The 15,765-nt window shown below is 36.2% G+C and carries 10 protein-coding genes; 2 read left to right on the top strand and 8 right to left on the bottom strand.

Translation table 11 applies throughout. The features are described from left to right. Window positions 1-22: 22 nt before the first annotated feature. From EGI22_RS19145 to EGI22_RS19130, 4 genes are read right to left on the bottom strand one after another with little or no spacing between them, the layout of a single operon-like run. Complete coding sequence (locus EGI22_RS19145) at window positions 23-634, bottom strand: hypothetical protein (RefSeq protein WP_255070057.1); 612 nt, start codon at window positions 632-634, stop codon at window positions 23-25. Then, on the bottom strand, window positions 627-1,160 hold the full coding sequence (locus EGI22_RS19140; RefSeq protein WP_255070056.1) for a DinB family protein: 534 nt from the start codon (window positions 1,158-1,160) through the stop codon (window positions 627-629). The genes EGI22_RS19145 and EGI22_RS19140 overlap by 8 nt, the downstream gene beginning before the upstream one ends. Next, window positions 1,157-2,719 (bottom strand): glycoside hydrolase family 10 protein, encoded by a 1,563-nt coding sequence (locus tag EGI22_RS19135; protein WP_255070055.1) that lies wholly within the window; start codon window positions 2,717-2,719, stop codon window positions 1,157-1,159. The genes EGI22_RS19140 and EGI22_RS19135 overlap by 4 nt, the downstream gene beginning before the upstream one ends. Window positions 2,720-2,758: 39 nt before the next feature. Continuing rightward, window positions 2,759-5,419 (bottom strand): carboxypeptidase-like regulatory domain-containing protein, encoded by a 2,661-nt coding sequence (locus EGI22_RS19130; protein WP_255070054.1) that lies wholly within the window; start codon window positions 5,417-5,419, stop codon window positions 2,759-2,761. Between the two features lie 189 nt (window positions 5,420-5,608). On the opposite strand from EGI22_RS19130, the gene lysS reads away from it, so the two are divergent. Then, window positions 5,609-7,324, top strand: coding sequence for a lysine--tRNA ligase (lysS, locus tag EGI22_RS19125; protein WP_255070053.1), 1,716 nt, complete (start codon window positions 5,609-5,611; stop codon window positions 7,322-7,324). 78 nt (window positions 7,325-7,402) lie between these two features. On the opposite strand, the gene EGI22_RS19120 is transcribed toward lysS, so the two are convergent. The 3 genes from EGI22_RS19120 to EGI22_RS19110 all read right to left on the bottom strand — a co-directional run bounded on the left by EGI22_RS19120 (window position 7,403) and on the right by EGI22_RS19110 (window position 10,886). Further along, the gene (locus tag EGI22_RS19120) at window positions 7,403-8,695 is read right to left on the bottom strand and encodes a DEAD/DEAH box helicase (protein ID WP_255070052.1); all 1,293 of its coding nucleotides are present in this window, start codon (window positions 8,693-8,695) and stop codon (window positions 7,403-7,405) included. A 154-nt stretch (window positions 8,696-8,849) separates the two neighbouring features. After that, window positions 8,850-10,154 carry a UDP-N-acetylglucosamine 1-carboxyvinyltransferase gene (gene murA, locus EGI22_RS19115; protein ID WP_255070051.1) on the bottom strand — a complete coding sequence of 435 codons (1,305 nt, stop codon included), beginning with the start codon at window positions 10,152-10,154 and terminating at the stop codon, window positions 8,850-8,852. 3 nt (window positions 10,155-10,157) lie between these two features. After that, on the bottom strand, window positions 10,158-10,886 hold the full coding sequence (locus tag EGI22_RS19110; RefSeq protein ID WP_255070050.1) for a DUF4290 domain-containing protein: 729 nt from the start codon (window positions 10,884-10,886) through the stop codon (window positions 10,158-10,160). Window positions 10,887-11,190: 304 nt separating this feature from the next. Here EGI22_RS19110 and EGI22_RS19105 point away from each other — a divergent pair, with 304 nt between their 5' ends. Continuing rightward, entirely contained in the window at window positions 11,191-13,995 is a 2,805-nt protein-coding gene (locus EGI22_RS19105) for a pitrilysin family protein (RefSeq protein WP_255070049.1), read from the top strand. A 66-nt stretch (window positions 13,996-14,061) separates the two neighbouring features. On the opposite strand, the gene pafA is transcribed toward EGI22_RS19105, so the two are convergent. Continuing rightward, window positions 14,062-15,666, bottom strand: coding sequence for an alkaline phosphatase PafA (gene pafA, locus EGI22_RS19100; protein ID WP_255070048.1), 1,605 nt, complete (start codon window positions 15,664-15,666; stop codon window positions 14,062-14,064). Window positions 15,667-15,765: the final 99 nt, after the last annotated feature.

Below are 15,765 nucleotides of genomic sequence, written 5' to 3'. Positions count from 1 at the left end.
CTTATACCAATCAAAAAAACTTTCACCCAAACAATCCCCCACTCACTTCCTGCACAAAGATCTTTTTGTCTTTGATGAAGTGGCGGTTATCTTCTAGGAATTCGGTGAAAAGCTCCATTTGGTGGAGCATTAGAGAGAAATCAAAAGTGTCTAGTGTGTAGGTTTCTATATGTATTTTATTGAAATCGTAGATGAGGTATTCCATTTGTTTACAACCTTTATCTTTTAGTCCATAGAGGTAAAGCGTCTGGAAATTGAACTTGAACTTGGGAGCGGTGTATTTAGCAGTAGTCTTTATGTCTATCACTCTTCCCTCTCCTACTACATCAGCATATCCGTAAAACTGGATGTTGCCGTGGTTAAACTTTACGGGCATTTGAGCTATTTTATTTTCGGGAAGCATAGCTATTGCCTCGTCTACAATTCTTTGGTCAAACTTGTGCGGTTTGTTTTTTAGCAAAGCATCTTCAAACGATATTCCCTTTTTGAATTTCTTGAGCGTAGCATCATCAAAGTCTACCACCCTATTGATACGGTTCATCAGGCTTATGCGATTTTCTTGGGTTGGAGAACCTAGGTATTTGCCAAACTCGTTGAGCAAAGTTGGGTAAAGTCTATATTTGATATCAGACATGAGATGCCAAAGCCTCTAGTTCGGCTTTTTGGTTTAGATGGTGTCTAGAGTGCATCTCTAAACTATGAAACCACTCTTTAGCATTTAACATCCCCAAGGCAGGATGTTGCGTTTTGTAAGTTCCAAGATCAAATTCTACAGCTTCCAAAAACATTTTAGCGGAACTTAAAATCTCCTCAATCTCTTTTTTATAATGTTCAATAGATTGGCCATGAATAGGTATTTCGGCTACAGCAGCTGGCATTTTAAATTTCATTTTGGGCGGAAAACCTCCATATTTAAATACGTTTTCGCCACCACTGTTTTTGTTTCCACTTTCTTGTCCATTTCTTTTTTCTAGGCATCTTTTGGTATTGGCCAAGAAAAACTTCTTACTTGTAAGACATACATGCTCGTACATCTGAGCCAAAGACCAGGTTTCTTCGTTTGCTTTAAATTCAAACTGTCTAGGAGAATATGTATCCAGACTTTCTGCATAGTCTGCAAATACCAATTCAATTTTTTGGTAAATTTCTGTTGTACTCATTTTAGAAAAAATTGATTGCTTGGGCTACTTTCATTATGAAGTCTATCCAGGGCTGTGATTACATAAAAATAACTCGTTTTTTTCGAAATTTTATTATCCGCATAACTCAAAATGCCCACATTTCGAATAATGGATACTATTTTCTTAGGGTTTTCAAGATTTATAACTTCGTTTTCTTCAAATCTATAAAGCACAAAACTTTGAATTTCATCTCTATCTCTAGCTACTTTTTCGGGCATTTTCCAAGTTATAACGGCTCCGATATTTTCCACCCTTTTTGCCTCGAGCTCGGCCGGGTTATTCGGAGGAATATTGTCTTTCCAAGGCATAATAGGCTGCAAAACTGGGTATTTGTAGATTTGTTTGAGCGTATCACTTATTCCCAAACTCCTATTTGTCAGAGATTTAGTACTAAAAAATATACTACCAGAAATATCTGAGGAAGAATGATTATATCTTATTTGTTTACCAATTTGTGATGCACTCCTCCAACTTTTCTCTTTTGATTCTTTATCAACTTTATAGGCACTATGGCCTATATATAGGTTCCGATTGCCATGGTTGTCTTTCCACCAATCTACCAAAGTTTTATAAGGCACTTTGGGATGGTCAAAAGCAAAATATACTTGTGGAGCTATGTAGTCAATCCAACCGTATTTTGCCCATTTCCTAGTATCTGCATAAAGATTATCATAGGAGGTTTGCCCAGCTTCAGTCATCGAACCTTCTTTATCTTTGGAAGCATTTCGCCAAACTCCGAATGGGCTTATGCCAAACTTCACCCATTTTTTTTCATGTTTAATCGCATCCGAAATATCTTTTATCAAAAGATCGATATTATGTCTTCTCCATTCCTCTATATTATCAAAACCCCGACCATACTTCTTAAAGGCATTTCCGTCTTCCAAGGTTTCTCCTGCCACCGCATAAGGGTAAAAATAGTCATCAAAATGAATGCCGTCTAAGTCATAGGCTTTTACCATATTTGTGACTAATTCTACCAAATATTCTCTGACCTGAGGTAATCCAAAATTATAGAGTTTATAACCACCATAACTTAAGAACCAATCCGGATGCAGATTAGTGATATTGTCTCTAGCCACAGATTTAGCATTTCTTTGTGTACCACGGTTTAGGTTTAGCCATGCATGAAACTCCATATTGCGGCTATGAGCTTCTTCAATCATAAACCGCATAGGATCATAGTAAGGTTCTGGAGCTTTACCTTGAGTACCGGTGAGCCATTCAGACCAAGGCTCATTGCTGCGAGCATAAAAAGCATCAGATGCTGCTCTGACTTGTACCAAAACGGCATTTAAACCTGTTTTTTGGTGCATTTCCAAAATTGACACAAACTCATTTTGCTGCTGATCCGTACTTAGCGTTTTACGCGATGGCCAATCAATGTTCTCGATTGTAGCAACCCAAGCTGCCCTAAACTCCCTTTTGTTGGGTATTTCGGTATCTTGTAGTATAGAAGTCTGTTGTTTTGGGGTTGACTTTGGTGTACATTGCCCTAATATCACGACCAAAATAACGAGCAATTTTCTATTTTTCATCAAGAACTTTTCAATTTCAAACCCAAATTAAGGCTTATTTTACTTTAAATAAAACACTTTTCTAAAAGGAATATTATTTTGAGTCACTCCTTCTATGCAAACCTTCAAGGGTAAAGTGGCATTTTCACCAATACTAAAATGCCCCAAGCCTTTTTCATTGGTTATTACTTCAGGGTTCCAATATATAGTTGGCTTATTGGTTTCATTTATCATTTTGATTCTGGCGGGAATAAATACCTCCGGCCTATTGTAGCCTTTCAAGGCAACCTGAGTAAAGTTTTTTCCTATCATCTCTTCATTTGCACTTTTCTTGTCTTTTAAGAAAATCGAAACTATTCCATTTTTCCCTAAATCTCCATACATAGGTGCCATTCTCGAAACTACTTCGATTTTTGCGATATTATTGACTTGAACTGAATTTAAGCTTCCCATTGGCACTCCGTCTATCAAAACCAGAGCAAAATTAGAGTTAAAAACAGATGCTGCTCCACCTCTTAAAACAATACTTCCATTAGAGTTTCTTGCACTTGGCACTTTTCTTAAAATACTATTGATAACCCCAGTAATACCATTATTGTAATTAATCTCCGATTCCTCAATCACATAATCAGCTTTACCATAGAGCATTTTCTGCGTATTTCTTTCAACCTTTTTCTCTTCCGCTGCTACCAATTCTTCTTCTTTAATATCTTCAAAATATGGCAAATTGGAAGTTTTCTTTTTTATTTCATCAATTTTCGGACTAGGTGAAACTTTAGGAAAATCATTATCATTTTTTATGATGAAAATATTTTCTTTTTGTTTTTTAGAAACAGGTTGAAGATAGATATCGGCATCACCATAAAAGCTTAGGTTTTTGAACACAAAGTTTCCACTAGCATCTGCCGATGTAGAACTAAAGTTTTGAAGATTATTTACAAAAACGTTCAATTCACCTTTCTGTGGTACTCTTTTTTTATCCAAAAACACCCCATCTATTTCTAATCCATATTCCATACGGTAAGGAAACTCTCTCACTTTTTGAACTTCTTTTAAATTTAAATCTGATGAAATTTTAGGAAAAAAATCAAATTCAGGAGCAAAATTGGGATTGTTGACCGAAACAGAGAAATTGGCCCCCATAGGATTTTGAGCCAAATCTTTAAATGAAAGTGTAAATTCTCCTGTTTTCAGATCATAAGAATCTATTTCTGGCAAAACCCTTAATACAATAGAATCAGATGGTTCGGCTGTGGAATATTCTGGCATCTCGTTTCTAGAAAAAACTGGCAATATTTCAGAAAACATCATTCCATCAAAATTCCGCATATAATTGGTAAAACCTCTGATTTGATAATTCCCTTTGGGTAAATCGGCAGGTAGTTCAATATTCCCATAAGCAAATCCATTTGAAACTTCCAGCTTCTGGTTTTCTAAAATTTCCTGATTTGGGTTTATTAATTGCACATACAAAACTTTACTTGCAGAGTCTTTGGCAGCAAATGAAGTATAATTCAAATAGGCTTTGTACCAAATCTTATCTCCTTGAAAATAAGCCGTCCTGTCTGTATGCAAGTGTACTTTTTCGGCAAAAGGTGGTTTCTCAAATTTAAGAAAATAGGCTTCATTTGCCGAACTGCTTGGGTCATAATCCGTAGGTAATATCCCAGAAACCTTCAAATAATCCATATCGCCAGAAACTACAATGTCTTTTACATTGAAAGGCATGCCGTTAGTATTTACATATACATTATTGCCTTTTACTTGCATCCAACTTATACCATAATCAACTCCTTGATAAGTCCTTAGGTCTGACTTAACACCCTGATTATGAACCTCCAGTTCATTTGGAATATAGATCTTTTTAATCTCAGGACTTTTACCATTTCCGACTAAGTTTTTTGTATCAAAACTAATAACACTTTTTCCTAACTCAATATCAAAATTATCCGTTCTAATAGCGTTCGAACCGGGCTTCGGAATATACAATTGAAGCCTATCCCCTTCTAATTTATTATCAATTAGAGATTTGAACAAAAAAGCTGGAGATTTTTTATAGGATAAAGCTCTATTGGCGTACCATTCTTCGAGCTTAGCCTTGTTGTTAGGCACCAATTCTGTGAAATACACATTGCCTCCAATTCTATGTACGTCTTTACCTACAAAAAAATCTATGAGTTCAAATGAAACTTGGTAGCCTAGTGCTGTATTTACAATTTTTATTGGCTCTTGAGCTTTAGCCGAAAAACCTTCATCCGTTTCTTCGAAATCTATTACCCAGGCATTTTCTATCTCACATTTATCGGCAAATTCACTGTACCCTAGAAAATAATTCTTGAACTTTTTTAATTGCTTTTCCCATTTTTTATCTCGTTTTGACTTAACCTGAACTTCAGTTAACATATTGTCTGAAGGTTTCAACTCAACATTTACAGTAATGGTTTCTCCTTCTTTTGCAACGATCTTTTTAGTAACAGAAACATAACCAACATAAGTAAACACTAAATCAAACTCGCTGAAATTCAATCCATTAAATCTAAAATTACCTTCCAAGTCGGAATTAACACCAATAGTGGTACTGTTAACAAAGATGTTACAAGATGGTAATCCTTCTTTTGTTTCAGCATCTTTTACATTTCCTATTATTGTGATATTCTGAGCAATAACTGTTGAAGTAATGGAGAAAAAAAAGAGAAAAGAAAGTAGATTTTTAATTTTCATTTTATAAGGAGATAGTTTTAATTTTTTATAACCAACGACAAAAAAAGCAATTTCTTGAATAATATCTTAGGAAAATATTTTTTTTGATTAAAAATAAATGGAACAGGGCAATAAACTCAAATTTATGAAAAAGAAATGCCCAAAAAATGTTAATTTTGCACGATTTTCAAGAAAACAAGAAATAAAAACATGCTTTTAAGCGAACAAGAAATACTAAGAAGGCAAAAAAGAGAGGAGCTGATGAAAATGGGTATAGACCCATATCCAGCAGAAAGCTTCAATACCAATACGACTATTCGAGATATTTTAAAGCATTGGAAACACAATAAGTTTGATTTTCAAGACATTAGCGTAGCTGGAAGGCTGATGGGCTTTAGAATCATGGGTTCGGCTTCGTTTGCAGAATTGCAAGACGAGACTGGTAGAATCCAAATCTATTTAAGAAGAGACGATCTTTGTCCTGATGAAGACAAAACACTTTACAATACAGTATTTAAGAAATTACTAGATATAGGTGATATCGTAGGTATCAACGGTTTTTGTTTCGAGACGCAAACTGGAGAAATTTCTATACATGTTCGCTCATTTAAATTGCTTTCAAAATCTTTGAAACCACTTCCAGTAGTTAAAAGAGATGAAGAAGGTAACATTCACGATGGTTTTACTGATCCTGAGCAGAGATTTCGTCAGCGATATGTTGACTTAATCGTAAATCCTGAAAACCGTGATATTTTTATAAAAAGAGCGAAAATAGTTAGCACCATGCGTCAGGTTTTTGACAACAAAGGCTGGCTAGAAGTAGAAACGCCCATATTGCAACCCATTCATGGTGGTGCATCGGCAAGACCTTTTAAAACACATCACAATACGCTAGATATGCCTTTATTTATGCGTATCGCCAACGAATTGTATCTTAAAAGATTAATTGTTGGTGGTTTTGATGGCGTTTATGAATTTGGCAAAATGTTCAGAAACGAAGGAATGGACCGTACGCACAACCCGGAGTTTACTTCTTTGGAGTTCTACGTGGCATACAAAGACTACAACTGGATGATGGAGTTCACTGAGCTTTTGTTTGAAAAAGTAGCATTGGCTGTACATGAAAACACTAAATTCCCTTTAGGTGACCACACAATTGATTTCCAAGGACCATTTGAGCGATTGTCTATCATTGAGGCCATTGAAAAACACACTGGCGTAAATGTAGATGCTTCAACTGAGGAAGAGCTTCGTCTAAAATGCAAAGAATGGGGGATGGAAATAGACGATACCATGGGCAAGGCAAAATTGATAGATGAGATATTTGGAGAAAAAGTAGAGGCTCACTTGATTCAGCCAACTTTCATCATCGACTATCCAGTGGAAATGTCTCCATTGACTAAAAAACACAGAAGCAAGCCAGGATTGGTGGAGCGTTTTGAGTTGTTTGTAAATGGAAAGGAAATAGCCAACGCTTACTCTGAGCTTAACGATCCTTTAGACCAAAGGGAGCGTTTTGAGGAGCAGTTAAAACTAGCCGAAAGAGGTGACGAAGAAGCTATGGTGCTTGACGAGGACTTTATTAGGGCTTTAGAATACGGCATGCCTCCTACTGCAGGAATTGGTATAGGTATCGATAGATTAACGATGATGTTGACAAATAATGCAAGTATACAAGAAGTACTTTTCTTCCCTCAAATGCGACCTGAGAAAAGAGTTGAGGTAGCTTCAGAAGAAGATTATATTGCTGTTGGCGTACCAGCTGTTTGGATTCCTGCTTTACAAAAAATGGGTTTCCATACTATAGAAGCATTAAAAGGAGCAAATGCCAATAAAGTTTTCAATGACTTAGGCGGTATGCGTAAAAAACTAAAAATAGATGCGAAAATGCCAAGCAAAGAGGAAGTTGAGGCTTGGATTGGGTAAAAAGAGAAAGTTTTAAACTAAAAATCAGCGATTCCTGTGGGGTCGCTGATTTTTTTTATGCTTCAAAATAGAATTTTATTACCTTTTACCAAAAAACCTCTTAGGCTTTTTGCTGTCAGAGGTTGAACTCCCTCCACCACTATGCGGCGACCTTCCACCTCCACTTTGAGGGTTTGGCTTTCTGAAGTTATTATTTGGGCGTCTATGCTCGGCCTTTGAAGGAGCTATTGATTCCTCCTCAGTAGGTTCATAACCCAACATTGTTTCTCTTTCAAACTTCTGACCTAACAATTTTTCTATACCTCTTAGGAAATCATACTCTTCACTGCAAACAAAAGAAACAGCTTCACCACTTGCTCCTGCCCTACCCGTACGACCAATGCGGTGTACATAATCTTCAGGAACATTTGGTAGTTCATAGTTTACAACATGAGGCAAAAGTGGAATATCTAAACCTCGGGCAGCAATATCAGTAGCTACTAAAACTTGTATTTCATTTTTCTTAAAATCATCCAAAGCTTTTGTCCGGGCTCCTTGTGACTTATTGCCATGAATGGCCGCAGAAGTAATATCTGATTTTTGAAGTTTCTCTGTAAGTTTATTAGCACCATGTTTGGTTCTTGTGAAAACCAATACTTGATCCCAATTGTCTTCTTTTATCATTTTCACAAGCATCGAAGGCTTGCGATTCTTATCAGCCAAAATTACTCTCTGTTCAATTTTTTCGACTGTAGTATTCTCAGGGGATGCTTCCACCATTTCAGGATTGTGCAAAATACCAGCTGCTAATTGCTTGATTTCCAAAGAAAAAGTAGCCGAGAACAATAGATTCTGGCGTCTTTCTGGCACCAATGCTAGCACTCTTTTGATATCTTTTGCAAAACCCATATCCAGCATTCGGTCGGCTTCGTCTAAAACCAAAATCTCAACATTGGCAAGCGACAAGGCTCTTTGTCCGTGTAAGTCCAATAATCTACCTGGTGTAGCAACTAAGATATCAATTCCGTTTTTCAAAGTTGAAATCTGAGGATTTATATTTACACCACCAAAAACTACCGTAGCTTTAATATCTAAATAAACGCTGTATTCTTTAATATTTTCATAAATCTGAGCAGCCAATTCTCTCGTTGGGGTCAAAATTAAGGACCTGATTTTTCTTCTGCCTTGATTGGGTGTTGTAGACAAAATCTGCAAAATTGGTAACGTAAAACCTGCTGTTTTGCCTGTACCCGTTTGGGCCGAAGCCAAAATATCTTTTCTATCTAAAACAAGTGGAATAGCTTTTTCTTGTATTGGTGAGGGAGTGATATAACCTTTTTCTTTTACTGCTTTCAGTATCGGACTGGAGAGTCCTAAATTTTCAAATGACATAAATTCGTATTTTGAAATACCAAAAACGGTATTTCGATTAAGGTGCAAAGGTACGGTTTATTTGTTGGATTGTGGTAATGTTACATTCCCATTAACCTTATAAGCAAAAATAGCCGCCAAAAAGGCAGCTATTTTAATATTTCTATTCCAAAAATCACATTCTAACTATATCGGCCCCAATGGCATTTAGCCTGGTATCGATATTTTGGTAACCTCTATCTATTTGTTCTATGTGGTCAATAATGCTCGTTCCGTCTGCCGAAAGTGCAGCTATTAGTAATGCAACTCCTGCTCTAATATCTGGTGATGACATCCTGATTCCTCTGAGGTTTTTCTCTTTGTTTAAACCTACTACAGTAGCTCTATGTGGGTCACAAAGAATTATTTGCCCGCCCATGTCTATCAGTTTATCCGTAAAGAACAATCTTGACTCAAACATTTTCTGATGAACCAAAACAGTTCCTTTGGCTTGAATGGCAGTTACTAGGATGATAGAAATCAAGTCAGGCGTAAATCCTGGCCATGGAGCATCATAGATAGTTAAAATAGAACCATCTATTAAAGTATTTATTTGATAATTGGTTTGTGCAGGAATATAGATATCATCATTCCTAAACTCCATTTGGATACCTAATTTCTTAAATGTATCTGGAATAATACCCAATTCTGGAATTCGACAGTTTTTGATGGTGATTTCAGAACCTGTCATTGCTGCAAGCCCAATAAAACTACCAATCTCAATCATGTCAGGCAACATGGTATGCTCACAACCACCCAATTCTTTTACGCCTTTTATGGTCAATAGATTAGAACCAACTCCTGAGATTTTTGCACCCATGCTGTTAAGCATTTTGCACAATTGCTGAAGGTATGGCTCACAAGCCGCATTGTATATTGTAGTTGTTCCTTCTGTCAAAACTGCGGCCATCAAAACATTGGCTGTACCTGTCACAGAAATTTCTTCCATCCAGATATACGAGCCTTTCATTTTTGAGCCATCTATAGAATAGAAAAAATCGTCTTGGTCATAATTAAACTCTGCTCCAAGTTTCTGAAAACCAATAAAATGCGTATCTAAAGGCCTTCTTCCTATTTTATCTCCGCCTGGTTTAGGTGCCTTTCCTTTTCCAAAGCGACCTAACATTGGTCCCAATAACATTACTGAACCTCTTAACTCAGCAGCTTTTTCTTTATATTCTTGAGATTCAAAATACTCAAACTGAACCTGATCAGCCTCAAACCTGTAGCTTCCCTCACCAACTTTACTTCGTTTCACACCCATGTCTTCCAGAAGTTCCATCAGCTTATTTACATCTCTGATGTTCGGAATATTATGGATTATCACAGGTTCTTTTGTCAACAAAACCGCACATAAAATCTGCAAAGCTTCGTTTTTAGCCCCTTGAGGGGTTAACTCTCCCTGCAATTTATTACCACCTTTTATCTTAAATGAGGCCATATATTAAATAGGTCTTCTTCTATTATTGTTATTATTAAAACGGTTTTTATTGTTACCGTTGTTACTATTTGGATTGTTTGGCCTTTGGTTAGGATTTCGATTATTATTCCCACTCCTATCTCTTCTATCGTTTCCTCCACGATCTGGCCTAGATGCATAGTTTTGAAAACTTTGTCTTGGCCAATTGTTTCCATTGCTACCGTCTTTCGGGCTTGCATCTTCCCAAATTCCGTTTGCACGAAGATCGTCAATTTCTGCCTTTAGCTTTCCGCCTGACAAATCCAAAATTTGATTCAGACAAACATTAGTTTCAATAGTATCCTTGTTCCAATTTAGGAAAAAAGATTTCATCAATTTCACCAAATACGAAATAAACGCTTTTCGCTCATCCATGGTTTCTGCCAACATTGCTTTAAGCACCAAAAGCTCAAGATTTCTTCCGTAAAGTCTATGCTTTAGTTTGGTCTGTGAGTAAGGGATCTGCATTGGTTTTTTACCCAATATTTCTTTAGGCGGCGGTGGATATGGACTATCTACATCAAGATCAAAATTGGCCATGATGTACAAATCGTCCCATAGTTTTTTGCTATAATCGGCTCCATCACGCATTTGAGGATGTATCTGCCTCATGAGTTCAACCAAAATATGAGCGTGCTTGGTTCTCTTTTCTTTATCAGGAATAGATATGATCTGTTCGACCAATTTCTGAACATTACTTCCGTATTCTTTCATAAAAATATCCTGTAGGGGATTTTGACAATATATCCAAAAAGCTAAATTAAATTAAACAGGAAGAATCTTAAATTTCAAACTGTAGAATAGTTTTTTCAAACACAAATTTAATCAAATTTTGTTAATTTTTATAAAAATTAAAACCTGCATTAAATTTTATTTAAATACTAACGTTTTAGTTTGAAAAATAACATAAACTATTAAACCTTTTTATATCTTGCACTTGGATATTTAAGAAAGTATTCACTATCTTTTTTTTCTTATATAAATCTTTTTATTAATCTTAAACAAAACAAAATCCCTTATGAAAAGACTGATCTACAGCCTATCACTTTTACTTTTTGCAAGCCAACTAGCTACAAGTCAGCAAATAAGCTTAAAAGAAAAACTTCCTATGGATCCTGCTGTGAAAGTAGGAAAACTATCTAACGGTCTCACGTATTACATCCGAAAAAACGTAGAGCCTAAAAACAGAGCACAATTGAGATTGGTTTTGAAAGCTGGCTCTATCCTTGAAGACGAAAACCAAAGAGGCTTAGCCCACTTTATGGAACACATGGATTTTAACGGAACTAAAAACTTCCCAAAAAATGAAATGGTCAATTTCCTTGAAAAAAATGGTATTCAATTTGGTGCCGATTTAAATGCCTACACGAGTTTTGACGAAACGGTGTACATGCTTCCTGTACCAACTGATACCCTCGAAAAACTGGATAAGTTTATGATGGTACTATCTGAATGGGCAGCACATGCTACACTAGAAGATACAGAAATAGACAAAGAGAGAGGTGTTGTACTAGAAGAATCAAGACTTAGAAAAGGTGCACAATCTAGAATCCAAGAGAAACTATTGCCTGTGATATTTAATGGATCTAGATATGCTCAAAGATTACCTATAGGCTTAGATTCTATCATTCAGAATGCTCCGTACTCTTCTGTAAGAAACTTCCATCATGATTGGTACAGACCTAACCTACAGGCAGTTGTAGCAGTGGGCGACTTTGACCCAGCTCAAATGGAAGCCATGATTAAGAAATATTTTGGTGGAATAGAAAACCCTAAAAATGAAAAAGTAAGAATAAAGTATGAAGTTCCATTGAAAGGAACGACCGAAGCAATCGTAATTACAGATAAGGAGCAACCTTACAATATGGTTCAATTGTATTATTTACAACCAGAAAAGAAAGAAATAACTGCTCAAAACAGAAGAGAATCTATAATGGCGTCCTTATTTAATTCGATGATAAGCCAAAGGTTACAAGAATTAATGCAAAAAGCTGACCCGCCTTATCAGTTCGGTATGAGTAATTATTCATCGTTTTTGGGAAATCTGGACGCATTGACTGTAATGGCAGTAGCGAAAGGTGCCGATGTAGAAAAAGCTCTTAAAACGGTTTTAGATGAGAACGAAAGAGTTTCGAAATTTGGATTTACAGAAACAGAGCTTGAAAGGGCAAAATTGGCTTATAAAAGCAGAGTAGAAAAACAGTTTAATGAAAAAGACAAAACAGACTCCGAGAGTTTTGTTGAAGAATTGGTTCAGTGTTTTCTTAATGATGTGGTTATGACTGATATCAGTTTTGACAATGCATTTGTAAAAGAATATTTAGAGGGAATAAAACTAACTGAAGTTAATGCATTGGTTAAGAAGCTAATAACTAAAGACAATAGAGTTTTAGCATTAATAGGGTCTGAAAAAGACAAAGACAAATTACCGACTGAAGCCCAATTGAAAGAGTGGATAGATAACACAGGTTCAAACATAACTGCTTATGTTGACGAAGCAGTAGCAACTTCTTTGGTATCAAAAATGCCAAAAGCTGGAAAAATAGTTTCGGAAAATAAAGTAGAAGCGGTAGGAGTAACAGAGCTAGTGTTTGACAATGGCATGAAAGTCAACTTAAAACCTACTGATTTCAAAAACGACGAAATTAAGTTCAGAGGTAATAGTTGGGGTGGAAGTTCGTTGTACGACGACAAAGATTTCATGAATGCTTCTTTTGGCTCATATATGGCATCTGTAAGTGGAAACGGAAATTTAAAAGCTAGCCAATTGACCAAGTTTATGTCTGGCAAAGTCGCACAAGTAAATGCCGTGATAGGTAGTAATTCAGAAGCTATTATTGGGTCATCTTCAGTAAAAGATTTCGAAACGGCACTTCAGATGGTTTACAATAGATTTACAAACAACAATTTAGACCCTGAAGCAGCTGCTGGTGCTATAGGAAACCAGAGGGATTTTTTAATTAACATGGAAAAATCACCAACGCCCGAAAAAGTTTTTGGGGATTCAGTACAGTCTGTGATGAGCAATTACGCATTTAGAGGCCAACCGATGACTTCGGCAAGAATGGAGGGTGTAAATCCTGAAAAAGCTATGGAGGTTTTCAAAGAAAGATTCAACAATGCCTCTGATTTTGAATTCACTTTTGTAGGAAATTTTGATATAGAAAAAATAAAGCCACTTTTATTAACCTACTTAGGTGGGATTCCGGGAACAAATAAAAAAGAAACTTTCCGTGATTTGAACATTAACCCTCCTACAGGAAAAGTGACCAAGATTGTAAAAAAAGGCACAGAAGATAAAGCAAGAGTGCTTTTGAGTTTTACAGGAACCTATGCTCCGAATGATGCTGAAGAGCTACAAATCAAAGCCTTAGGCGACATTTTGAGCATAAAGCTTACAGAGAAACTAAGAGAAGAAGAAAGTGGCGTGTATTCACCTTATGCAAACGGAAGCACAAGCCGAGTGCCAATGCCTCGTTACACTTTCAGAATCGGTTATGGGTGTTCCCCTGCCAATGTTGACAAATTGGTTGATATCACTATGAAAGAAATAGAAAAAATCAAAGCAAACGGAGCTGAGACAGTTGATATTGAGAAGTTTGTATCGAAGCAAAAGCTTGATTTCCAAACCAATTTGAAAAACAACGATTATTGGCTTAATGCCTTAACTTCGAAATATCAAAACGGAGATAAAATCACAGAGATATTGACAGAAGACAAATTGCTTGATAAAGTGTCTGTTGAAAGTACCAAAGCAACTGCAAAGAAATATTTAAGCGGAGATAATATCATCAAAATGATATTGTTGCCAGAAGACAAATAATATTTTTCTTTCATAAAAAAGGCTGCTTCAGAAATGGAGCAGCCTTTTTTGTTTTTAATTCTAGAATTATTTCAAAGCCGAAGTTATTGGAGACCCAATAGAACCATTTGGCTCAAGGATTTTCAACAACATAGCGATAGTAGGTGCGATATCCGAAATATGGGTAATGTTTAAATTCTCACCTTTATTGATACCCCAACCGTAAAACAACAAGGGAACATGTGTATCATAAGGATACATAGTGCCATGCGTAGTACCTTTAACATATCCTGCAAACCAACCAGGTTCTACCAAAACCATAACTTCACCACTTCGTTTTGGATTATAAATATTGGTAAGTTTATCTCTAAACACTTGCGGAACATCATTCGCTTTTCCTTCTGAAAGATTTATAACATTGTATATTCCTTCTGTTTTTAGAAATTCAGTCTTAAGCGTTTGTGTCACCTGATCCACCGAAATGCTTTTCTGATTTAACAAATCCATGTTTAAATACATTTGATAATTATCAGCACTTAATATGTACTTTCCCTCGCCAAATTTTGCACCTAATGCAGCTTCTGCTTTTTTCTCCAATTCGCCGCCTAAAAATAATCCAGAAGGAACATTGTGTTTTTTCAGAAAAGCTGGTATCTCTGCCACGCCATGGTCAGCTGAAAGGAAAACTGTGTAGTTTCCAATCCCTAGCTTTTTATCAAGATGTGACAATAGCTCAGCTATATTTTTGTCTAATTTGAGATAAACATCCTCAATTTCTTTTGATTGTGCACCAAATGAGTGTCCAACATAATCAGGTGACGAAAAGCTCAAGGTTAAAAAATCAGTTTGTTGGCCCATTCCCAAATTCTCTCCATCAATAGCTGCCAGACCGAATTTAAGTGTTAGGTCATTGCCATAAGGAGAAGTGGCAATGCCACCCAATGTTACTTTGTGCGGAAAAACAGCTTTTGGCTCACCTGACATGGTAGCTTCATAAGGTTGATCATCTTCTTCAGTTTCAGTATATTTATCAAGAGGCATCATTGTCTCCCAAGGCTTTGAAACAAGCTCTTGGGCAATTTTTTTATCATTAAAACTATTTACCCAAGCTGGTAATTGTTTTAAATAAAAATCACTTGTAATCCAATTTGCTGAGCCGGCATCGTACCAATATGCTTGGCCAGTATGTCCAGCGGGCAAAATCGCACCGCGATCTTTTATGGCTACTCCAATAACTTTCGATTGGAATTGGCTGGCAATTCTCAACTGATCAGTAATAGAACTAACTTTCATGTTTCGAGGTGACATTTTGCCTGCCGTAGCAGATCCTAAACCAACAACATTAGCAGTTGAATCAGAAACAACATAAGTAGTTTTGCCTATGGTTTTATCGTACCATTCATTGCCAACAATCCCACTAATGGCAGGCGAAGAGCCATTAAAAATATGTGCGTGTCCAGGCCCAGTAACTGTAGAAGCATAATGATATTGATTGTTACGACAATTGTAGCCTTCTGTCATTAGTCTTTTCAATCCACCTGCTGTATATTTTGAATAAAATCGATACAAATAGTCATAACGCATCTGGTCAACGACTATTCCAACAACCAATTTGGGTTTTTCTGCTTTTGGTTTTTGGGCTTGTGTTGCTAAAAAACACAGCATCAATAAACCTAATAATTTTAGTTTCATTCCGTTTGTTAATTTTCAACAAAAATAGATTTTTTATTTGAGCCTTTAAACAATTTCATAAAATCAATGTTTTAATTTTATGTTATCAAATCGATTTAT

The sequence above is a fragment of the Lacihabitans sp. LS3-19 genome, assembly GCF_024343575.1.
In the GTDB taxonomy this organism is placed as follows: Bacteria; Bacteroidota; Bacteroidia; order Cytophagales; family Spirosomataceae; genus Leadbetterella.
This window is presented reverse-complemented; position numbering and strand designations above follow the sequence as displayed.